Origin of the sequence: Rhizorhabdus wittichii (assembly GCF_017607425.1) — a bacterium.
Taxonomy (GTDB): domain Bacteria; phylum Pseudomonadota; class Alphaproteobacteria; order Sphingomonadales; family Sphingomonadaceae; genus Rhizorhabdus; species Rhizorhabdus wittichii.
Window position 1 is genome coordinate 54,836 of the sequence record NZ_CP059321.1, and the last position, 19,799, is coordinate 74,634.

Sequence of the window (19,799 nt, forward strand, 5' to 3'; positions counted from 1 at the left end):
TTCGAAAGGTCGCGGCATTATTCCTTCGAATTGGTCTTGCTCAGGTCGGGCAGTGCCGGGGTTTTCAGCCTGCTCGGCTTACATATCCTTCATCGGGGCGGACTGACTGTTGTCGGGCGTGCTCGTAGGCGGGGCGCCATTGGGCATCATCGGCCCACCCCGGCGCATGTCGCTGTGGTCCATATCCTGACGGTGGCGCTCATCCATATCGGCCGCCGTGTTGTCGGTCCCGACAGAGTCCGTGGCGGCGGCGGTGTCGTTTTCAAGAGCGCCGGGCGCGCTTGCAGAGGCATTGGAGGCAGCCTGGTTTTGCGTGCCGTCCGTCTTCTTGCCGCACGCAGCAAGCGTTCCGAGAAGCGCAAGGGCTGTGAGCCCCGAGACGATCTTCCCGGACGTATTCGTGAGGTGAGTCTTCATGATGTGTCTCCGAATGAGAGTGAGCGGTCGAACGCAAATCCCGTCGGACGAGCTTGATAAGCGTGCTCGACCGACAGATCAGGGTGTCATTGCTGCTTGAGAATCTGCAGGCAGCGATCGTGCGAGAGATTCATCGGGTTGCGCCCCTGTCCCTTCATCTCGTTGTGATCATGGGGCGTCGCGAGACCCATATTGTCTTCCATGGCCTTGCAGCTCGCGATCTGCGCGCTAGTCGGCGGAAGGGTCGCGCAAGCGCCGAGCAGCGCCAGTGGTAGCAATCCCAGCGAGATAGAGTATTTCATGTTCAGTCCTTCCCTGTGCAGGTGGTGTGGTCCTCTCCCACGGACATTTGTTCTGGCTGATCTGCGGCCAATTGAGACAGCCGCCCGTCCCGAACCAGAAAGAGGATCGGGCAAGGGTCGCTTTCGGCTTCGTGCGAGGGCGCTTCACCCAGCTGCTCAAGGCCTGTTTCGATAAGCTTGAGCTGTTCCACCCTGACCAGTGCTTCGCGCAGTTTGACCCGCGTGACGGCGAGGATATCCGACCCGGCGAGGGCGTCTCCGGCCCGCACCAGCAGGAGCGCGTGCGTTTCGGTGAGGGTGTAACCGAGCCCCTGTGCAGCGCGAACGAACTTGATGCGTTCGACGTCTGCAGGATGATAGACGCGGTATCCTGCACTGGTCCGTTGCGGAGCGGGGAGCAGGCCGGTGCGCTCATAATAACGTATGGTGTCCTTTCGAACGCCGGCAGCCTCGGCCAGCTCACCGATTCTAAGCCGTGACATGGCAAGTCTCGGAGGCACAGTGCCGCTTGGACCTAGGTCCAGGGTCAAGAGAAATATTTGGACGTCGGTCGATCATCGCCGCTCTCCTGTCCGCTCAAAGGCCGCGCGACTTTTCGTCGCTTGCGGCCGCCATCAGGCATCATGGGGAGCGGCAAGCCCCTCCCCGGCACGCCCTTATTTCTTGCGGAGCTCGACGATGTCGTGAACTGCGGGAGCGCCGTCGGCGACGCTCACATGCGCAAAATGGTCGTCAAATATATGATCGACCCTGACGTGGCCGATGAGGTCTCGGCGATAAGCGGGGCCGCTTCCTTTGTAGCCGGAGCCGGGCAGCGTCTTCACGCGATAGACGTCAAGCACCTGTCCGACTGTCGCGCCATCTGCTTTGCCGACACACACGATCGTTCCGGTCGTGTCCTTGCCGATGATCGATCCACGCATAAAAAAGCTGTGGCCGATGCCGGTCGCCAGAGCGGGGACCGCGCCGGCGAGGGCGATACTCGCCATGGCCATCGATATTGACTTCTTGAAGCGCATCTCGATTCCTTTCAATTCATGTCTCGTGCACCCAGGCCGGTGTTCGTCGCTTGGTTGCGAGCGATCGTGCCGGTCTCGTTCTGCAGCGAGGTGGCGTTGATGGTGGGGACGGCGGTCGCCGTCCCCGCTGCCGACTTATTTCCTGCGGAGTTCGACGATGTCGTGGACCTTCGGCGTGCCGTCGGCGATGCTCACATGCGCGAAATGGTCATCGAAAATGTGATCGATCTTGACGTGCCCGACGGCCACGCGCCGGAAGCCCGCGCCGGGGGTCTTCGAAGGTCCAGGTGTGCTTTCCACACGGTAGACCTCGAGGACCTGGCCTACGGTCGCGCCGTCGGCCTTACCCACACAAACGACCGTTCCGGTCGTGTCCTTGCCGACGATCGATCCACGCATGAAAAAGCTGTGGCCGATGCCCTGGGCGTAGGTAGGCGCGGCGCCGAGCACGGCGAGGCCTGCAAGCGCGATGGTGATCTTCTTCTTGAGCAACATGGTGGAAGCCTCCTTGGCTGAGTTTACAAGACCCGCCGAGGAAAACTGGCGGTGAAGAACCTTTCTTCGCCACCAAGACTATGGACCCGGCTCCCGACTCAATATGCGTAATGTTACGAAGCCCCATCAAAGCTCCGGGCAAACCCCGTGCCAAAACGTCGTCGCACTAATCGCATCTTTTGATACGCTCCCGCTACTAGCGGGTTGTGCTCTGGCGATAAGGGGTACGCGTACTCGATGGCCTGTAAATTAGGGCGATTCTCGCGGTCCAGGGTGCCGTCGGGCGGTACAAGGATCAAATCACTCACGCCCGCAGTATGCAACAGGATCATCATAGCTGCTCGGGCCGCTCAAGGAATTGATAGCGACAAAGCCGGTCGACATCAGGGCGCCCTCAGAACTTGGCCGGTTAAGCGTCGCCGCCCAAGAGCCTGGCTGAACAATGCAGAGGTACGGCGCAGCGGAAACCCGGCTATGATCAAAGTTGAATGTCCATCCTCCCGGTCATACTCCAGGTGATCTTGGATCCCTTTGGGTATGAAGTGAGTTGCAGGCATGCCCCCTTGGCAGCCGAGGAGGGTGAGGAGCCTAGAGGTAGGACGGAGTCGGTCAATGGAAGACAAGAAGAATGGCATGGGCATAGGCATGGGCTATGGCCGGTTCGTGGCGATGATTGCGACGTCTACGGTCGTGATGTTCGGGCTGATGTATCTCAACACCTATGCGCTGAGCCATGTCCAGTTCAGCCAGACGCGCACCTGGATGGCGCTCGTCATGGGCGCGGTCATGGCGGTGATCATGCTCAGTTTCATGTGGGGCATGTACAAGAACACCCGCCTCAATATCGGCATCCTGCTCGGTAGCGCTGCCATTTTTGGTTTAGCGCTTTGGCTGGTGCGGAGCCAGGAAACGGTCGACGACGTCTCCTACATGAAGGCGATGATCCCGCACCACTCGATTGCGATCATGACCAGCGAGCGCGCGCACATCAAGGACCCCGAGGTTCGAAAGCTGGCCGATGGCATCATCGACGCGCAGGTACGCGAGATCGCCCAAATGAAACAGATGATCGCGCGCCTGCAAGCTAACCCGGCGCCGGATGGCGCTCCGGACCTGCCCTCCTATCGCGATCGCGGTGCGTCGCCCCCGCCACCGCAAACCGACGAAAGCACCGGAATAGATACACGAAAGCCGATTTCCTGAGGTGTGTTCTTCGAAGTAAACAGGATGGGCACATGATCAGGTACTGTCGGAAAGGCTTCGTCATGCGCATCTTGCTCAAATATCCAGCGATCGACGCTCTTCGCGAAAGAAGCAGGATGGTGGAAGTATGACCGACATCGAGCGCAGCGGTCCGAGTGGCGCCAAAGGCGCTTCTGAGATCGTCCTCGTCACCGGAGCGAGCGGTTTTATCGCCGCGGCCCTGATCGCCCGGCTCGGCGAGCGCTACACGGTCGTCGGTCTCGATCGCGCCGGTCCGCCCGAGCCACCACCGCCCGCCGCCGCTATCGACATTGATGTCGGCTCGGATGAAGCGGTTCACGCTGCGCTCGAGGAGGTTCGCGCGCGATACGGCAACCGCATTGCTTCCGTCATTCATCTCGCCGCGTATTATGACATTTCTGGCGATCCCAATCCGCTCTACGACAAGGTAACCGTCCAAGGGACACGGCGGCTGATCGACGGACTCCAGTCGTTCGATGTCGAGCAATTCGTCTTCGCCAGCACGATGCTGGTCCATAAACCGACCGCCACTCCGCAGGAGCGCATCAACGAGGAATCGCCGATCGGTGCCTCCTGGGCGTACCCGCAGTCCAAAGTCGACACAGAGGCGCTGCTGCACGAGCGTCACGGACGGATACCCGTCGTCTACCTGCGACCCGCAGGAGTCTATGCCGACGAGGGACGCTCAGCGTTCCTCGCACAGCAGATATCGCAGATCTACGAGCACCGCCTGATCTCGCATTTCTATCCTGGCATGCTGTGCGCGGCGCAATCATCGGTGCACCGCGATGACCTGGCGGAAGCCGTGGTGCGCCTGGTCGATCGGCGGCACGATCTTCCGTCTGAACTGCCCCTGCTCATCGGCGAACCCGATGCCCCCGGCTACGCCGAAATCCAGGACATCGTCGGCGAGGCGCTCCACGGCGAGGGCTGGAAGACGATCCGCATCCCGCAGCCGCTCGCGAAGGCTGGTATCGTTCTTCAGAACGAGGCACTCGGCGACGACGATTTCATCCAGCCCTGGATGATCGACAGCAGCAACGACCACTACATTCTCGATATCTCGCGCGCACGGTCGCTACTTGGATGGGAGCCGAAGCACAGTCTTCGCGAAACGCTTCCGACGATCGTTGCGGCGTTGAAGCGCCACCCGCGCGCCTGGTACCGGAACAACAAGCTCAACGAAAACCTCGTCGCCTGGAACGACAAGTCCGATCCGAAGCCGGCCGAGCTGGACCATAACCCGCCTGAAGCGGCAGCCGGCGCGATGCCCGGCATGGAGCACGGAGCTAAGGACCATGGCAACATGGATCATGCCGCTGTGGGGCACGGGGCTGGGGACATGGCGATGTCCAGCCACGGTGCACATGGCGATCACATGGCCATGATGGACCGCGACGAGCGCCGTGCGCGCTGGGCGCTCTACGCCAACATCGGCCTCGGTCTGTGGCTCGCCTCGAGCCCGCTCATCTACGACTCCATGACCGCGCAGCGCGTCGGTGAGGCGGCGCGGTTCGTAACGGTCGATCGCGGTCTGCCGTCGATCGAGTGGCGTGCAAGCGCGCTGGCCGTAAGCGATCTTGTCAGCGGGCTTGCCATCGCGCTGTTCGGTGCGCTGTCGCTTGTACCACGCACCAAGACGTGGGCTCAGTGGGCGGTCGCATTCGTTGGGATCTGGCTGCTGTTCGCGCCGTTGATCTTTTGGAGCCCGAGCGCGGCGCAGTACAACAACGATTTGCTCATCGGCTCGGCTGTGATCGCGCTGTCGGTGCTCGTGCCGATGATGCCGGGTATGAGCATGGCAGGGATGATGGACCCCAAGAACATCCCACCCGGCTGGACCTATTCCCCGTCTACCGATGCCCAGCGGCTGCCGATCGTCGTGATGGGTCTGATAGGTCTTCTTACCTCGCGCATCCTGACGGCATACCAACTGGGCCACATCGATAGCGTCTGGGAACCCTTCTTTGTCGGCTCGTTGAGCGATCCGCGCAATGGTACCGAGGAGATCATCACGTCTAACATGTCAAAGGCGTGGCCGATTCCCGACGGCGGTCTCGGCACCATCAGCTACGTGCTCGAGATCCTGATGGCGGTGATGGGCACCCGCGACCGCTGGCGCACGATGCCGTGGATGGTGACCTTCTTCGGCATCCTGGTCATTCCACTCGGCGTGGTCAGCATCTATTTCATCATCAGCCAGCCCATCGTCATTGGCACCTGGAGCACGCTGGCGCTGATCGCCGCCCTCGCCATGCTGATCATGATCCCTTTCGCGCTCGACGAGGTCATCGCCATGGGTCAGTTCCTTGTGTGGGCGAAATGCCGCGGCAAGCCGCTGATTCGCACCTTCTTCCAGGGCGACGCGAGCGAGGCCGGCAGTGAGGACGCCTCCGACCTGATGTCGTCGCCTGCCGCATTTTGGGCCGATGCAAAGCGGGGGCTGACCCTGCCGTGGACGCTGGCGGTCAGTATCGCGCTCGGCGCATTCCTCATGCTCACGCGGGTGACACTGGGCAATGAGGGCGCCATGGCGAACAGCGACCATGTCATTGGTGCCCTGGTCATCACCGTCGCGATCATCGCCACCGCCGAAGTTGCCCGCGCCGTGCGCTTCATCAATGGCGCGCTCGGCGCCTGGCTGGTTGCTGCCCCTTTCCTGCTGACGGGGGCCGGCCACCTGGGAACGATCGTTTCGGTGATCATAGGGCTCGCCCTCGTCGGTCTCAGCCTTCCGCGCGGCAAGCGCAGCGCTGAACATTATGCGAGCTGGGACAAATATGTGATCTGAGGGTCGCTCTGCTCGACGTGGAATTGAACAGGAAAAGATACGTCACGTCTGTTGGGAATGCGGGACTCCGAACGGTCAACTTACGGCCGTGCGACCGGGTCGCTGAGATGTGAAATGCGGCCTGCTCGGGTGCAATAATGCTTTTCGACTGCATAAATCGACGCGAGTGCGAGAGGTCTGCAACGACCCTGGATTGCCCATCGACGAATGTCGGTTCGTGATCGCTACGGTAATCTTGCGACCGTCTGCCACTTTTTGAGGGGTAGGCGGCGGTCGCGCGTATTATGAAGAGTGGTAGCCTTGATGAATGGGTGCGGTGAAGGACGATATGAAACTCAAAGTCGCATTGTCGTTGGTCCTTGCGTCGGTTTCGGTCGCCAGCGCGGCGGCGACGCCTATCGTGGTTCACCGCGATCCGGGCTGTGGCTGCTGCGCGCAGTGGGCGGCGCAGGTGCGTAAGCAGTTCGGGCGCCAAGTAACCATCATCGACGATCGCCAGCGCTCCAGCTTCCAGCGGACCCAAGGCGTTCCTTCGGGCCTGTCATCCTGCCATACAGCGATTGTAGACGGCATGGCATTCGAGGGTCATGTCCCGATTACCGACATGAAGCGCGTCCTTGCCCAGAAGCCGCGCGGCGTGCGTGGACTTGCGGTTGCCGGGATGCCGATGGGCTCGCCGGGGATGGAAGTCCCGGGGCAACACGTGGACCCCTATAATGTCGTCGCCTTCGGTCCAGGTGGACAGCATGTCTTTGCGCGTCATGGCGGACGATGATGTCGTTGTTCTACGATAAGGACGGGTGTAAGAAGTAACGGCTGTGAAACGGGTACTGCATCTCTTCCTCCTGCTGGGAGCCTTGGTTGGCCTCATGGGCCAAGCGGCGGCCTATGCCTCTAACCCGGCCCCGGTTTCCGCGCCGATGGCGATTTCGGGAATGAGCGCAGATTGCATGAATGCGATGGCTCAGAAACAACAGCCCTCGGGCAAGCCCTGCAAGGGGCTGACGCTCGACTGCGTCGCATCAATGGGCTGTGTCGTTCCGATGGTTCTGCGCGACGCGCCGCGCGTCCCGGCATCGCCGGTGGCTCACGGAGCTATGGCATTCTGGACCACGACGTCGACCCTGCATGGCAGTGATCTGACCCCCGAGCCTGAACCACCGACTATCCTTGGCTGATCGACCACAGCCGTCAGGCTGACAGGATCGGTGCGCCTATCGCGCACTCAAACATCCTGTCCGATCTGCGGCTACCACGATGATTTGCCAAAGGATTACAGTCATGAAAAACCGTGTTTTCTACGCCCTGCTGGGCGTAGCCCTTGCCGCGCCTGCCGCCGCATTCGCCGGCCAGCCCGACCACAGCCAACAATCCGGTCATTATGAGTGGAAGTCGGTTCCCCAATATGGCCCGCGCGCCACGGGACCGGCTCAGCGGCGCGTCTGGGTGCCTGATACCGCGAAGATGGCCAACTGCGACTGCGACATGATGAAGATGAGCTCCGCGGATTGTATGAAGGAGATGCATGGCATGATGTCTCCGTCCGGCGCCTCGGCTGGCTAGCAGCAGGTTCTGGCCGCTTCAGGTCGCATAGACGGCTAGGCCAGCAGTGGCGGCGGGATACCCCTTCCTGCCGCCACTGACATGCCTGGTGTGCCACGCTTGCCTGAACCTCCGATCAGGAGATCTCCATGCGATTATTTTTGTGTATGCCGCTGTTAGCGGCAATCCCCGGCATTGCCTTCGCCGAGCCGCTCACCTTCGACGCGGCCCTCCAGCGCGCCCGGCAGGAAGCGCCGTCGCTCAAGGCGAAGGCGCTCGGTGCCAACGCCGCCCGTTCCGTGCGCGGCGCGGCCGGCGCCCTGCCTGATCCGACGCTTGCAGTTGGGATCGACAGTTTCCCGGTATCGGGACCGCTCGCGTTCGAGCCGCAGCGCGACAATTTCAGCATGGCGCGGGTCGGCGTGTCCCAGGACATTCCCAATCTCGCCAAGCGCCATGCGCAACAGGCGCGCGCCGACAGCGACATACTGGCGGCCGAGGCTGGTACCGCAGTCGAGGCGCGCACGGTCGAGGTTGGCACCGCGCTAGCCTGGATCAACCTGGCCTATGCCGAGCGCAGGCTTGCCGCGCTCGACGATGTTCTGTCCCGTCTCGAGCGTGTGGTGGGAACGACGCCGGGCGCGGTCGCATCGGGAGGTGCGCGCCCGGCGCAGACCCTTGCAGGGCGCCAAGCCGTCGCCGCGATGCAGGATCGCCGCAGTGAACTCGTCTCGAACGTGGCGCGGGCACGCGCGACGCTAACCCGCTGGACCGGAGACCCCGCGCCGGAGATCGCCGGACCGATCCCCGATTTTGCGGTCGACGCAGCGGGTCTGCGCGCAGGACTCGACCGCCACCCCACCATCCAGATGATCGATGCCCAGGCCGGGCAGGCGGATGCCGATGTGCGCGTAGCCGATGCCGGCCGGCGTTCCGATTTTGGTGTCAACCTGGCCTACCAGCGCCGCGATCCCCGGTTCGGCGACTATGTCTCGGCCGGTGTGACAGTCAGCCTGCCGTTCTTCACGCGCAGTCGCCAGAATGCCGGGATCGCGGCAGCCCAGGCAAATGCCGGACGAGTGCTGGCTGAACGCGAGGCCTCGCGGCGCGCGCTCGCCGCCGACCTTGATGCGGATATCGCCGACCATGTCATGCACCATGAGCAATGGATGCGTGCGCAGAGCACACTGCAACCGCTCGCTGAGCAGCGCGTGAAATTGGAAACCGCCAGTTATGCGGCTGGTCGTGCCAGTCTCGTCGATATCGCCGACGCCTATGCCGCGCTGGCCGATGCCACCATCACGACTCTTGATCGTGAAGCCCTGGTCACCGCGGACGGTGCGCGGCTGACACTCACCTACCGGAGCGAAAATCGATGAGCCAGGTTATGATAGCCCGCGGGTGGCTCTTTGGCGCAGCTGCTGCTCTTGCGCTTGCTGCCGGCGGTCTCGGGTTCGCTCTAGCGGGCTTCCAGGGCACAAAAGATGGTGGGGCCGTAAAGCCGGCAGCGCGCAAAATTCTTTATTGGTACGATCCGATGATACCGGCCGAGCACCATGAGGGCCCCGGTCTCTCATCCATGGGGATGCAGACGATCCCTCGGTATGCGGACGAGGGCGGAGCAAGCGCGCAGGTGCCGGGCATTTCGGTCGACGCTTCCGCCTCGCAGGCGCTCGGTCTGCGGATCGCCACGGTGCAACGCGGCGAGCTGGCTAGCAGCCTCACCGCGACCGGCACAATCGACTTCAACCAACGCGATGTCGCGGTCGTCCAGGCACGCGCCGGGGGCTTCGTGCAGCGAGTCTATGGTCGCGCGCCGGGTGACGTGGTCGGCGCGGGGGCGCCGCTCGCCGATATCCTGGTGCCGGAGTGGGGCGGGGCGCAGGCCGAGTTTCTCGCGGTGCGCCGCACCGGCAACGCAGCACTGACCCAGGCGGCCCGCCAGCGACTCATGCTGCTTGGCATGCCGTCTGGCACCATCGCGTCGGTCGAGCGCGGCGGCCGTCCGCACAATGTCATCACGATCTCCACGCCGATCGGCGGCGTTGTCAAAACATTGGGCGTGCGGGCCGGCATGACACTGACGGCAGGACAGACGCTCGCAGAGGTGAATGGTCTCGGCACTGTCTGGCTCAATGCCGCCGTGCCCGAGGCGATCGCCGGACCGCTCAAACCCGGGCAAACCGTGCGGGCGACACTCGCGGCATTTCCCGGCGAGATCTTGTCAGGCCGCGTTTCAGCGATCCTGCCGCAGACGCAAGCCGACAGCCGGACGCTGACCGTCCGGATTGAGTTGCCCAACCGCAGCGGACGCCTGCGTCCCGGCATGTTCGCCACCGTGTCGTTTGGCGGAGTCACGCAACCGGCGCTGCTGGTGCCCTCCGAAGCGCTGATCCGTACCGGCAAGCGGACATTGGTGATGCTCGCGCTCGACAAGGGCCGCTATCGGCCGGCTGAGGTCCAGACCGGGCGGGAATCCGGGGGCCAGACTGAGATCCTGGCGGGCCTGGGCGAGGGTGAGAAGATCGTGGCGTCGGGCCAGTTCCTGATAGACTCCGAGGCGAGCCTGTCCGGAGTCCAGGCGCGGCCGATCGGGGGTGGCGCGCCCATAGCCGCCAATCCCGCCGTTATCGGCAGACTCTACGAGACTGTCGGCAAGATCGAGCAGATCACCGCCAATACGGTAACACTGAGTCACGAGCCGGTGCCGGCTATCGGCTGGCCAGCGATGACGATGACCTTCCAGCTTCCCGATCCTAAGGTCGCGCGCGGCCTCAAGACCGGCGATCGGGTCCGTTTCGGATTCGATCAACCTCCGGCTGGGCCGACGGTGCGTCGCATGGCGAAGGTAGCTGGCCAGTGATCGCCCATCTCATCCGCTGGTCGGTCAGGAACCGCTTCTTCGTTCTGATCGGCGTACTGGCGCTCATTGGCGTGGGCGTCTGGGCGGTGCGATCGACCGCGATCGACGCGCTCCCCGATCTCTCCGACACGCAGGTCATCATCCGCACCAGCTACCCCGGCCAAGCGCCGCAGATCGTCGAGAACCAGGTCACCTATCCGCTGACCACGACCATGTTGTCGGTTCCCGGCGCGAAGACGGTGCGCGGCTATTCCTTCTTCGGCGACAGCTTCGTCTATGTGATCTTCGAGGACGGCACAGATCTCTACTGGGCCCGGAGCCGCGTGCTGGAATATCTCAATCAGGTGCAGGGGCGGCTGCCGGCAAGCGCCCGCAGCGCGCTGGGACCGGACGCCACCGGGGTTGGCTGGGTCTATGAATATGCGCTGGTCGACCGCACCGCCCGCCACGACCTGTCGCAGCTCCGCGGGATTCAGGACTGGTTCCTGCGCTACGAGCTGAAGACCGTGACCGGCGTCGCTGAGGTGGCCAGCATGGGCGGCATGGTCAAGCAGTATCAGGTGCTGCTCGATCCGGTGAAGCTGGCCGCTTATGGGATCACCCATCAGCAAGCGGTCCAGGCGATCAGCCAAGCCAATCAGGAAGCGGGCGGCTCAGTGCTGGAGATGGCCGAAGCCGAATATATGGTTCGCGCCTCGGGCTATCTGAAGACGCTCGACGATTTCCGGGCGATTCCGCTCAGGACCGGCGCCGGTGGCGTGCCCGTGCGGTTGGGCGATGTCGCCACCATCCAGATCGGCCCCGAGATGCGACGCGGCATCGCCGAGCTGAACGGCGAAGGCGAGGTCGCCGGTGGCGTGGTGATCCTGCGTTCGGGCAAGAATGCGCGCGAAACGATCGCCGCAGTCAAGGACAAGCTCACCGAACTGAAAAAGAGCCTGCCACCCGGCGTCGAGGTGGTGACGGTCTACGATCGTTCGCAGCTCATTGATCGCGCAGTCGAGAATCTCACCCACAAGCTGGTCGAAGAGTTCATCGTCGTCGCCATCGTCTGCGGCCTGTTCCTCTGGCACGTCCGTTCAGCGCTGGTCGCGATCCTCACTCTTCCGCTGGGGGTGCTGGCGGCGTTCGTCGTGATGCGCTTCCAGGGGGTGAATGCCAACATCATGTCCTTGGGCGGCATCGCCATCGCGATCGGCGCGATGGTCGATGCGGCCGTCGTCATGATCGAGAATGCCCACAAGAAGATCGAGCACTGGGAACAGGATCATCCGGGCAAGCATCTCGAGGGCGAGATGCGCTGGATTGTCACCACCGAAGCCGCCGCAGAGGTTGGCCCCGCCCTGTTCTTCAGCCTGCTGATCATCACGCTCTCCTTCATTCCGGTGTTTACACTCGAAGGACAGGAAGGGCGGCTGTTCGCGCCGCTCGCTTTCACCAAGACCTACGCGATGGCGTCGGCGGCGATCCTATCGGTGACCTTGGTGCCGATCCTGATGGGTCTGCTGATCCGCGGGAAGATCCCGCCCGAGCAATCCAACCCGGTCAACCGCTGGCTCACCAACATCTACCGGCCCGCGATCGACTGGACGATGCGGCGACCCAAGACCGTGCTATTGATCGCGGCGCTGGTCTTTGCGACCACGGCCTGGCCACTCACACACCTCGGCGGTGAGTTCATGCCCAATATGGACGAAGGCGACCTGCTTTACATGCCCTCGGCGCTGCCCGGGTTGTCGGCGGCGAAAGCCTCGCAACTGCTCCAGCAGACCGACCGGCTGATCAAGACCGTGCCCGAGGTTGAGAGCGTATTCGGCAAGGCCGGCCGTGCCGAGACCGCGACCGATCCGGCGCCACTCGAAATGTTCGAGACGACCATCCAGTTCAAGCCGCGCGATCAATGGCGGCCGGGCATGACGCCCGACAAGCTCGTTGAAGAACTGGACCGCACGGTGAAGCTCCCCGGCCTCGCCAATGTCTGGGTGCCGCCGATCCGCAACCGCATCGATATGCTGGCGACCGGCATAAAGAGCCCGATCGGGGTCAAGGTGTCGGGGTCCGATCTCGTCCAGCTCGACCGGATCGCCCATGATGTCGAGACGGTGGCGAAGACCGTGCCCGGCGTCAGTTCGGCGCTGGCCGAGCGGCTGACCGGTGGGCGCTATGTCGATGTCGACATCGATCGGGCTTCCGCCGCCAGGTTCGGGCTCAACATCACCGATGTGCAGGCGATCGTTTCGGGTGCGATCGGGGGCGAGACGATTGGCGAAACGGTCGAAGGCCTAGCCCGCTACCCGATCAGCGTGCGCTACCCGCGCGAGGTGCGCGACAGCCTGGAAGGCCTCCGCACGCTCCCGGTCCTGACGCCATCGGGGCAGCAGATCACGCTCGGCACGGTCGCGAACATATCGATCGCTGAAGGGCCGCCGATGCTCAAGACCGAAAATGCGCGCCCCTCCACCTGGGTCTATGTCGATGTTCGCGGGCGCGATCTCGCCTCCGTCGTCGGCGATCTCCAGCGCGCGGTGGCGAAGCAGGTCAAGCTCTCGCCGGGCGTCAGCATCGCCTATTCCGGCCAGTTCGAATATCTCGAGCGTGCGGTCGACAAGCTGAAGCTGGTTGTGCCCGCGACCCTGCTGATCATCTTTGTGCTGCTCTACATGATCTTCGGCCGGTTCGATGAAGCCGCGCTGATCATGGGCACGCTGCCGTTTGCGCTCACAGGTGGCATCTGGATTCTCTATTTCCTAGGTTTCAACCAATCGGTCGCGACCGGCGTCGGGTTTATCGCGCTCGCCGGCGTTTCGGCGGAGTTCGGCGTGGTGATGCTGATCTATCTGAAGAACGCGCTTGAGGAGCGGGTCGCCGATCCGGATGCAGCCGAGGTAGAGGCCGCGGTGCGCGAAGGCGCGCTGCTTCGCGTCCGGCCCAAGGCGATGACGGTCGCGGTGATCCTCGCCGGCCTGTTGCCGATCCTGCTCGGCTCGGGCGCGGGCTCGGAGGTGATGAGCCGGATCGCGGCGCCGATGATCGGCGGCATGCTCACCGCGCCGCTCCTGTCTATGTTCGTGCTCCCTGCCGCCTATCTTCTGCTCCGGCGGCCGAAGAGCAAGCCCACATCTCAACCCCTTATATAATGACGGAGAAGACCATGAAGCATGCACGACTGACTATTGCCCTCGGCTTGGCCGCCTTGACTGCCGCTTGCGGCAAGAAGGCGGAAACACCCGTTGCGGTCGAGACCAACCAGGCGGCCCCTGCTGCAGCCATGAGTGGCGACATGGGGAACATGGCGATGGCGCCGGCGGCCCCCGCGTCGATCATGGCCAAGGGTCATGGCACGGTCACCGCCATCGACAAGGCTGCCGGCACGATCACCCTCAACCATGGCCCCATCCCCGAAGCTAAGTGGCCAGCGATGACGATGGCGTTCAAGGCCGCGCCGGCCATCACCGACGCGGCGAAGGTGGGCGACAAGGTCGATTTTGATGTCACGCTTGTGGGCAGCGCCGGTGAGGTAACAGCGATCCAAAAGAAGCCTTAAGCAGGGGATTTTATAAGGCCCATTAAAGGCTAATTAACCTCGTTCCTTCACGCTTGAGTGATGAAAAAGGAACGAGCTGGGCGCGAAACGCAGATCAAGATTGGAAGAACCGAGCGGTGGCAGTCGTGATTGCCACCGCCTTCGGTTGCGTGGCGCTTCTGTGCGTCATTATCTGGCCGTTCTTCAGTGACTACAAGACGGTCGTAAAAATTCAGAGCGCGGGCGCTGCTGCGTTTGCGACATATTTTCTAATGTTGGGATCGCCCACTGCGGCGGTGGCATGCCTCATTTCTTGCGCGCAACTCCTCGTCTCAGCGTCAGTGCGTGACCGCTATGTCGTCGTGCGACTCTATGGGGCCAGCCTCATTGTGTTGTCCTTCCTATCGGTCATAACATGGCACGGAATACCATCCGCGCTGGCGTTGACCGGCAGTTCGCTGGGTAGTCTAGCCCGCTTGCAGACATCGACGACGCGTATGAAGGGTCTGTTCCTCGTGGGGGCTCCATTTTGGCTCGCCCATAATTTGATCGTTGGAGCCCTTTTCGCGTTGGGAACAGATGCGGTATCGTTGGCGTCAAACCTTGCAAATCTGATAAGGCTTATGACGCGTCGCTGGAGAACTTTTCCGTTCAGCCCTAGGCCCAGCGGTGCCGTCGAGACGCCCGTCGGAATTTTTGCTCAGCCTAGGCCAGTCTAGACATAGGGCGCTTAGTCGCCTGCTACAGAACATGATATTGCAGGGAAACTCTTGTTCGAGAGCGTTTCCACGACACGGGGCGTTATCGTATGTTAAAAGCAGGCAAACGAGGAGCGGGCCCAATCCTCGCGATGCTGTCAGCCCTGTTGTTCGGCGCAAGTACGCCCTTCGCCAAGCTTGTCCTTGGCAATGGCGTGAACCCCTGGCTGCTCGCCAGCCTGCTTTATCTCGGATCGGGTATGGGGCTCGCTCTTGTTCATCAGGTGCGCAAGGCGATCGGACGCGGAGAAGCGGAGGCCCCGCTCGTTCGATCCGATCTGCCGTGGTTGGCGCTCGTCATACTGTGTGGTGGTGCGATCGCGCCCGTCTTGTTGATGGTGGGGCTGGCGACGACGGCGGCATCCACAGCGTCTCTCCTGCTCAATCTCGAAGGGCTGGCGACTCTTGCCATTGCCTGGCTGGTGTTTGGCGAGAATGTCGATCGTCGCCTGCTGATCGGAGCGACGGCCATATTAGGCGGCGCGGTGCTGCTATCGTGGCGCGGCGGCCCGGTCGGCGGCGGCCTCGGCATGCTGTCGATTGCCGGCGCCTGCCTCGCCTGGGGAATCGACAATAATCTCACCCGAAAGCTCAGCAGCGCCGATCCCGTCCAGATCGCGATGCTGAAAGGACTGGCCGCAGGCACCGTCAATTTCATGCTGGCGCTGACGCTTGGCGCATCCTTGCCGCCCGTGCCGGTCATTGCTGGCGCTGCCCTGATCGGCTTCCTTGGCTATGGCGTCAGCCTCGTTATGTTCGTCCTCGCGCTCCGGCACCTCGGCACCGCCCGGTCGGGCGCCTATTTCTCGACAGCCCCGTTCATCGGTGCAGTGCTCGCCGTCGCGATATTCGGCGAAGCGGTCACCGTGTCCCTCATCATCGCCGGCATCCTGATGGCGATCGGGCTGTGGCTGCACCTGACCGAATCGCACGGCCATGAGCATGCGCACGAACCGCTCGAGCATGACCATCGTCACGTCCATGACAGCCATCATCAGCATGATCATGCGCCCGGCACCGCACCCGGCGAGCCGCATAGCCATCAGCACTGGCACGCGCCGATGGTCCACAGGCATGCCCATTATCCCGACCTGCACCATCGGCACCGGCATGACGCATGAATAGTGCGTGTTGGCCTGCCGGCGAGAAATGGACGCTGCCTCGACATTTGCGCGAGACCTGCCCTATGAAAGCCTGAAGTCACTATAGAGTCGCTAATGATGTCGCCAGGGTCGCTCAGCATCGGCAAACTTGCTGCCGCAACGGGAACGAAGGTCGAGACAATCCGCTATTACGAGAGCGCGGGCCTGCTTTCCGCGCCAGAGCGGACCAAGAACAATTATCGTGCCTACTCCACGCAGCATCTCGCGCGGCTCAGCTTCATCCGGCGCGCGCGGGCACTGGGTTTTTCGCTTGATCAGGTTCAGGCGCTGCTCGGCCTGTCGGATCAGAAGGATATATCCTGCTCGGCGGTGGATTTGATCGCGCGCGAACATCTTGCGGAGATTGATCGCAAGCTCAAGGATCTGACAACGCTGCGGTCCGAACTCAGCAGCCTCATCGTCCAGTGCGGGCACGGCAAAATCTCCGAATGCCGCATCATCGAGACGCTGGCGCCGGAGGCCGAGCGCTAAAACTGAGGCCGAAGCGCTGGCTACTATTGCAACTAAGTCGCAAAACCGCTTGACCCTCTAGCGGCTAGAGGGTTTATGAGGCTGGGATGTCCCGTGCAGACCTTGGCGAATCTCGCCGTTCCACCTTTGCCTTCATGCGCGCGCCGATGCCATCGATCCGGCGCGCCATCGCCATCCTTGCAGCATTTCTTTGCCTCGGCGGGATCGGCGGCGTAGCCCATGCCGATACCACCGACGTACAGACCGCATGGCGGCTGCTCGACTATATGGCGGTCGACTATGGCGGAGCCGTCAGCGGCGGCCGGATCAAGAGTACCTCGGAATATGCCGAGATGACCGAATTCGCGGCTTCGGTATCCGCCCGCCTTATGGCCCTGCCACCCACGCCAGCACGCGGACAGCTGATCACGCGAGCAACCCAACTCCGGGGTGTGATTGCCGCGAAGGGCGAACCCAAGGAGGTCGCGCGCATCGCCCATGGCCTCGCTGCCGACCTCCTCAAGGCCTATCCGGTGCCTCTCGCGCCGAGCAAGGCGCCTGACCTTGCTCGCGGCGCCTCGTTATTTGCGCAGAACTGCGCGAGCTGCCACGGCATGACCGGAGATGGACATGGCCCCGATGCCGTAAAACTCTCGACGCCGCCAATCGCCTTTAGCGAGATCGTGCGCGCGCGGCAGCGCAGTCCCTTCGCGCTCTACCAAGTGATCGGTCAGGGCATTGACGGCACCGCGATGCAAAGCTTTGCGACCTTGCCGAGCGAAGATCGCTGGGCGCTGGCCTTCTATGCCGGTCGCTTCGCATTTCCCGAAGCTCTCGCGAACGAAGGCGAGCGGCTGTGGAAATCCGATCCCGGCCTGCGGCAAATGATTCCCAACCTGACAACACTCGCGGGGCTGACGCCCGAGGTGCTGGCAAAGTCGATTGGGGTTGCCAAGGCCGACGCTGTGATCGCCTATCTGCGCCGCCATCCGGACGTGGTGATCCAGCAGGCTCCCGGTTCGCTGACCGTCGCGCGCGAAAAGCTGGCACAGAGCCTTGCCGCCTATCGTGGTGGCGACCGCCACGCCGCCCAGGAACTTGCGCTTTCGGCCTATCTCGATGGCTTCGAGCCCCTCGAGCCGATGCTGACTGCGCGCGATGCTACGCTCATGGGGCACATCGAAAGCGCCATGGGCGAGTTCCGGGCATCGCTCCAGCAAGGTCGCCCCGCCGACGAGATAGCCACGCGCGCCCAGGTGCTCGACGGTCTCTTCGACGACGCCGATGCGGCCTTGTCCCCGGACGCGGCGAGCACTGCATCGACATTCTTGGGTGCATTCACCATCCTGCTGCGCGAGGGACTCGAAGCCCTGCTGATCGTCGTCGCGATGATCGCCTTCCTGCGCAAGGCCGAGCGGCCCGAGGTGCTGCCCTATGTCCATGGCGGCTGGATCGGGGCGCTGGCGACGGGCGGCCTGACCTGGGGAATTGCGACCTATGCGATCGGAATCAGCGGCGCGAGCCGGGAGCTTACCGAAGGGTTCGGATCGCTGTTCGCGGCCGTCGTCCTGCTCTCCGTGGGGATTTGGATGCACGGCAAGGCGCAGGCGGACCAGTGGCAACGCTACATCAGGGAGAAGATGTCGCGCGCATTGTCGCGGCAGTCGGCCTGGTTCCTGTTCGGCCTGGCCTTCATCGTCGTCTATCGCGAGGTGTTCGAGACGATCCTCTTCTACGCAGCGCTCTGGACCCAGGGCAATGGCGGTGCGATGTTGGCTGGCGCGGGCTCGGCCGTGCTGCTGCTCGGACTTATCGCCTGGGCCATGCTGCGCTACAGCCGCGATCTGCCGATCGCGAAATTCTTCGCCTACAGCGCGTGGCTGATGGCGATCCTTACCATCGTCCTCGCCGGCAAGGGCGTGTCGGCGCTACAGGAAGCCGGCATCATAGACATCGCGCCGCTTGGCGGCGGCGTCCGCGTCTCCATGCTCGGTATCTTCCCGACCTTGCAGTCAATGGGCGCGCAGCTCGTGATGCTCATCGCGGTGCTTGGTGGCTTCCTCCTCAACCGGCGCCGTGCCGCTGTGGCGGTCGGCTGATGCAGCCGGGGACAACGACGATGATTTGCCTTGACCCTCTAGTTGCTAGAGGGTGCATAGAGAGTCCATGATGCTTGTTCGAGTAGATGATCATGGTCTGTAACAGCTGCCAGTCCGACGTACCGCCGACGCCGGATCCGCGCTGGCGCCGCATGCTCTGGATCGCGCTCACGATCAATCTGGCGATGTTTCTGGGCGAGATTGTCGCGGGCATCACTTCGGGATCGCGATCCCTGCAGGCGGACGCGCTCGATTTCCTGGGCGATTCCGCCAATTACGCCATCAGTCTTGGGGTCGCCGGCATGGCACTGGGCTGGCGGTCGCGTGCCGCGCTGCTCAAGGGCGGCACGATCCTCGCCTTCGGCCTTTATGTCCTCGTCACGACGGTGCTTGCGGCGCTGGGCCGCGGCGTGCCGCAGGCCGAGACGATGGGAATCGTCGGGGTGATCGCGCTGATCGCGAACGGCAGCGTTGCACTCATGCTCTATCGCTACCGCGGTGGCGACGCCAACATGCGCTCGGTCTGGATTTGCTCGCGCAACGACGCAATCGGCAATCTTGCGGTCTTGCTCGCTGCCGCCGGTGTCGTTGGTACGGGCACGGCTTGGCCGGATCTCGCTGTTGCCCTGATCATGGCGGGCCTCGGTATCTGGGGCGGCCTGCAAATCATCGGGCAGGCCCGTGCAGAACTGCGGCCGAAACCGCCAAGTGAAGGTTCGGCACAACATTCGCTGGCCTCTACGAGCCTATAGTTGTTAAAGACCTGATAGATGCATCGACTGACGATCCTTTTCGCCTGTTTGGCCGTGTTCCTGACCCTTGGGGTCGGATCGGTCTCGCACGCGATGGAGCCGATCGTTTGTATTGATGCCAATAGCGCCTCTGAAATCGGCCATGCCGATGGTGACGGCGATCAGGTTCCTGCTGATAGCGACAAGGGTTATCCGCACCATCACGGCAGCTGTCATGGCCATCATGTGGCTGCACCGATGGCAAAAGCCGAGTCTATCAGCCAAGACAAGACTGCATCCATGATGCGTCCGACGCGCTCGGTCGCCTTGGCTACCGCTGCGGCTGAGACCGCCCTACGACCTCCCCAAGCCTGACGATTTCCTAGCTCCCGTCGGCGTCAACCGGCGGGTTCCTAAAGGTT

Annotated in this window: 20 protein-coding genes; 15 read left to right on the forward strand and 5 right to left on the reverse strand. The window is 62.9% G+C overall.

The window, feature by feature from the left end; all coding sequences use genetic code 11:
- Nucleotides 1-78: 78 nt before the first annotated feature.
- The 5 genes from HRJ34_RS28660 to HRJ34_RS28680 all read right to left on the reverse strand — a co-directional run bounded on the left by HRJ34_RS28660 (nt 79) and on the right by HRJ34_RS28680 (nt 2,233).
- Nucleotides 79-417, reverse strand: coding sequence for a hypothetical protein (locus HRJ34_RS28660; RefSeq protein ID WP_024018508.1), 339 nt, complete (start codon nt 415-417; stop codon nt 79-81).
- Between the two features lie 86 nt (nt 418-503).
- The gene (locus HRJ34_RS28665; protein WP_024018509.1) at nt 504-719 is read right to left on the reverse strand and encodes a hypothetical protein; all 216 of its coding nucleotides are present in this window, start codon (nt 717-719) and stop codon (nt 504-506) included.
- A 2-nt stretch (nt 720-721) separates the two neighbouring features.
- Nucleotides 722-1,201 (reverse strand): MerR family transcriptional regulator, encoded by a 480-nt coding sequence (locus HRJ34_RS28670; protein WP_082679233.1) that lies wholly within the window; start codon nt 1,199-1,201, stop codon nt 722-724.
- Between the two features lie 174 nt (nt 1,202-1,375).
- The gene (locus tag HRJ34_RS28675) at nt 1,376-1,738 is read right to left on the reverse strand and encodes a hypothetical protein (protein WP_024018511.1); all 363 of its coding nucleotides are present in this window, start codon (nt 1,736-1,738) and stop codon (nt 1,376-1,378) included.
- Between the two features lie 135 nt (nt 1,739-1,873).
- Nucleotides 1,874-2,233: a hypothetical protein gene (locus HRJ34_RS28680; RefSeq protein ID WP_024018512.1), complete on the reverse strand. Its 360-nt coding sequence runs from the start codon at nt 2,231-2,233 to the stop codon at nt 1,874-1,876.
- A gap of 645 nt (nt 2,234-2,878) precedes the next feature.
- On the opposite strand from HRJ34_RS28680, the gene HRJ34_RS28685 reads away from it, so the two are divergent.
- The 15 genes from HRJ34_RS28685 to HRJ34_RS28755 all read left to right on the forward strand — a co-directional run bounded on the left by HRJ34_RS28685 (nt 2,879) and on the right by HRJ34_RS28755 (nt 19,752).
- Nucleotides 2,879-3,436: a DUF305 domain-containing protein gene (locus HRJ34_RS28685; RefSeq protein WP_037529695.1), complete on the forward strand. Its 558-nt coding sequence runs from the start codon at nt 2,879-2,881 to the stop codon at nt 3,434-3,436.
- Between the two features lie 127 nt (nt 3,437-3,563).
- Complete coding sequence (locus HRJ34_RS28690) at nt 3,564-6,248, forward strand: NAD-dependent epimerase/dehydratase family protein (protein ID WP_024018514.1); 2,685 nt, start codon at nt 3,564-3,566, stop codon at nt 6,246-6,248.
- A gap of 328 nt (nt 6,249-6,576) precedes the next feature.
- Nucleotides 6,577-7,023 carry a DUF411 domain-containing protein gene (locus HRJ34_RS28695; RefSeq protein WP_031308719.1) on the forward strand — a complete coding sequence of 149 codons (447 nt, stop codon included), beginning with the start codon at nt 6,577-6,579 and terminating at the stop codon, nt 7,021-7,023.
- Between the two features lie 43 nt (nt 7,024-7,066).
- Nucleotides 7,067-7,426, forward strand: a complete 360-nt coding sequence (locus HRJ34_RS28700; protein WP_024018516.1) for a hypothetical protein — start codon at nt 7,067-7,069, stop codon at nt 7,424-7,426.
- Between the two features lie 103 nt (nt 7,427-7,529).
- Nucleotides 7,530-7,811, forward strand: a complete 282-nt coding sequence (locus HRJ34_RS28705) for a hypothetical protein (protein ID WP_024018517.1) — start codon at nt 7,530-7,532, stop codon at nt 7,809-7,811.
- Nucleotides 7,812-7,939: 128 nt separating this feature from the next.
- Nucleotides 7,940-9,169 carry a TolC family protein gene (locus tag HRJ34_RS28710; protein WP_024018518.1) on the forward strand — a complete coding sequence of 410 codons (1,230 nt, stop codon included), beginning with the start codon at nt 7,940-7,942 and terminating at the stop codon, nt 9,167-9,169.
- Nucleotides 9,166-10,653 carry an efflux RND transporter periplasmic adaptor subunit gene (locus tag HRJ34_RS28715; protein ID WP_024018519.1) on the forward strand — a complete coding sequence of 496 codons (1,488 nt, stop codon included), beginning with the start codon at nt 9,166-9,168 and terminating at the stop codon, nt 10,651-10,653. The genes HRJ34_RS28710 and HRJ34_RS28715 overlap by 4 nt, the downstream gene beginning before the upstream one ends.
- Nucleotides 10,650-13,790: an efflux RND transporter permease subunit gene (locus HRJ34_RS28720; protein WP_208634702.1), complete on the forward strand. Its 3,141-nt coding sequence runs from the start codon at nt 10,650-10,652 to the stop codon at nt 13,788-13,790. The genes HRJ34_RS28715 and HRJ34_RS28720 overlap by 4 nt, the downstream gene beginning before the upstream one ends.
- Complete coding sequence (locus tag HRJ34_RS28725; RefSeq protein ID WP_120252489.1) at nt 13,790-14,197, forward strand: copper-binding protein; 408 nt, start codon at nt 13,790-13,792, stop codon at nt 14,195-14,197. Before HRJ34_RS28720 ends, HRJ34_RS28725 begins: the two co-directional genes overlap by 1 nt.
- Before the next feature lie 125 nt (nt 14,198-14,322).
- Entirely contained in the window at nt 14,323-14,895 is a 573-nt protein-coding gene (locus tag HRJ34_RS28730; RefSeq protein ID WP_226949258.1) for a YgjV family protein, read from the forward strand.
- An 89-nt stretch (nt 14,896-14,984) separates the two neighbouring features.
- A complete protein-coding gene (locus HRJ34_RS28735; RefSeq protein ID WP_208634703.1) occupies nt 14,985-16,055 on the forward strand; it encodes a DMT family transporter in 1,071 nt (356 codons plus the stop codon).
- A 99-nt stretch (nt 16,056-16,154) separates the two neighbouring features.
- Nucleotides 16,155-16,568, forward strand: a complete 414-nt coding sequence (locus tag HRJ34_RS28740; protein WP_208634704.1) for a MerR family transcriptional regulator — start codon at nt 16,155-16,157, stop codon at nt 16,566-16,568.
- 134 nt (nt 16,569-16,702) lie between these two features.
- The gene (locus tag HRJ34_RS28745) at nt 16,703-18,646 is read left to right on the forward strand and encodes an FTR1 family protein (protein WP_404947180.1); all 1,944 of its coding nucleotides are present in this window, start codon (nt 16,703-16,705) and stop codon (nt 18,644-18,646) included.
- 92 nt (nt 18,647-18,738) lie between these two features.
- Nucleotides 18,739-19,398: a cation transporter gene (locus HRJ34_RS28750; RefSeq protein ID WP_208634711.1), complete on the forward strand. Its 660-nt coding sequence runs from the start codon at nt 18,739-18,741 to the stop codon at nt 19,396-19,398.
- Between the two features lie 18 nt (nt 19,399-19,416).
- Nucleotides 19,417-19,752: a hypothetical protein gene (locus HRJ34_RS28755; protein ID WP_208634716.1), complete on the forward strand. Its 336-nt coding sequence runs from the start codon at nt 19,417-19,419 to the stop codon at nt 19,750-19,752.
- The last annotated feature ends 47 nt before the right edge of the window (nt 19,753-19,799 follow it).

Bases quoted from the DNA above. Each gene is read 5' to 3' on its own strand.
- HRJ34_RS28660 (WP_024018508.1), bottom strand. From the start codon at position 417: ATGAAGACTCACCTCACGAATACGTCCGGGAAGATCGTCTCGGGGCTC.
- HRJ34_RS28665 (WP_024018509.1), bottom strand. From the start codon at position 719: ATGAAATACTCTATCTCGCTGGGATTGCTACCACTGGCGCTGCTCGGC.
- HRJ34_RS28670 (WP_082679233.1), bottom strand. From the start codon at position 1,201: ATGTCACGGCTTAGAATCGGTGAGCTGGCCGAGGCTGCCGGCGTTCGA.
- HRJ34_RS28675 (WP_024018511.1), bottom strand. From the start codon at position 1,738: ATGCGCTTCAAGAAGTCAATATCGATGGCCATGGCGAGTATCGCCCTC.
- HRJ34_RS28680 (WP_024018512.1), bottom strand. From the start codon at position 2,233: ATGTTGCTCAAGAAGAAGATCACCATCGCGCTTGCAGGCCTCGCCGTG.
- HRJ34_RS28685 (WP_037529695.1), top strand. From the start codon at position 2,879: ATGGGCTATGGCCGGTTCGTGGCGATGATTGCGACGTCTACGGTCGTG.
- HRJ34_RS28690 (WP_024018514.1), top strand. From the start codon at position 3,564: ATGACCGACATCGAGCGCAGCGGTCCGAGTGGCGCCAAAGGCGCTTCT.
- HRJ34_RS28695 (WP_031308719.1), top strand. From the start codon at position 6,577: ATGAAACTCAAAGTCGCATTGTCGTTGGTCCTTGCGTCGGTTTCGGTC.
- HRJ34_RS28705 (WP_024018517.1), top strand. From the start codon at position 7,530: ATGAAAAACCGTGTTTTCTACGCCCTGCTGGGCGTAGCCCTTGCCGCG.
- HRJ34_RS28710 (WP_024018518.1), top strand. From the start codon at position 7,940: ATGCGATTATTTTTGTGTATGCCGCTGTTAGCGGCAATCCCCGGCATT.
- HRJ34_RS28715 (WP_024018519.1), top strand. From the start codon at position 9,166: ATGAGCCAGGTTATGATAGCCCGCGGGTGGCTCTTTGGCGCAGCTGCT.
- HRJ34_RS28725 (WP_120252489.1), top strand. From the start codon at position 13,790: ATGACGGAGAAGACCATGAAGCATGCACGACTGACTATTGCCCTCGGC.
- HRJ34_RS28735 (WP_208634703.1), top strand. From the start codon at position 14,985: ATGTTAAAAGCAGGCAAACGAGGAGCGGGCCCAATCCTCGCGATGCTG.
- HRJ34_RS28740 (WP_208634704.1), top strand. From the start codon at position 16,155: ATGTCGCCAGGGTCGCTCAGCATCGGCAAACTTGCTGCCGCAACGGGA.
- HRJ34_RS28745 (WP_404947180.1), top strand. From the start codon at position 16,703: ATGCGCGCGCCGATGCCATCGATCCGGCGCGCCATCGCCATCCTTGCA.
- HRJ34_RS28750 (WP_208634711.1), top strand. From the start codon at position 18,739: ATGGTCTGTAACAGCTGCCAGTCCGACGTACCGCCGACGCCGGATCCG.
- HRJ34_RS28755 (WP_208634716.1), top strand. From the start codon at position 19,417: ATGCATCGACTGACGATCCTTTTCGCCTGTTTGGCCGTGTTCCTGACC.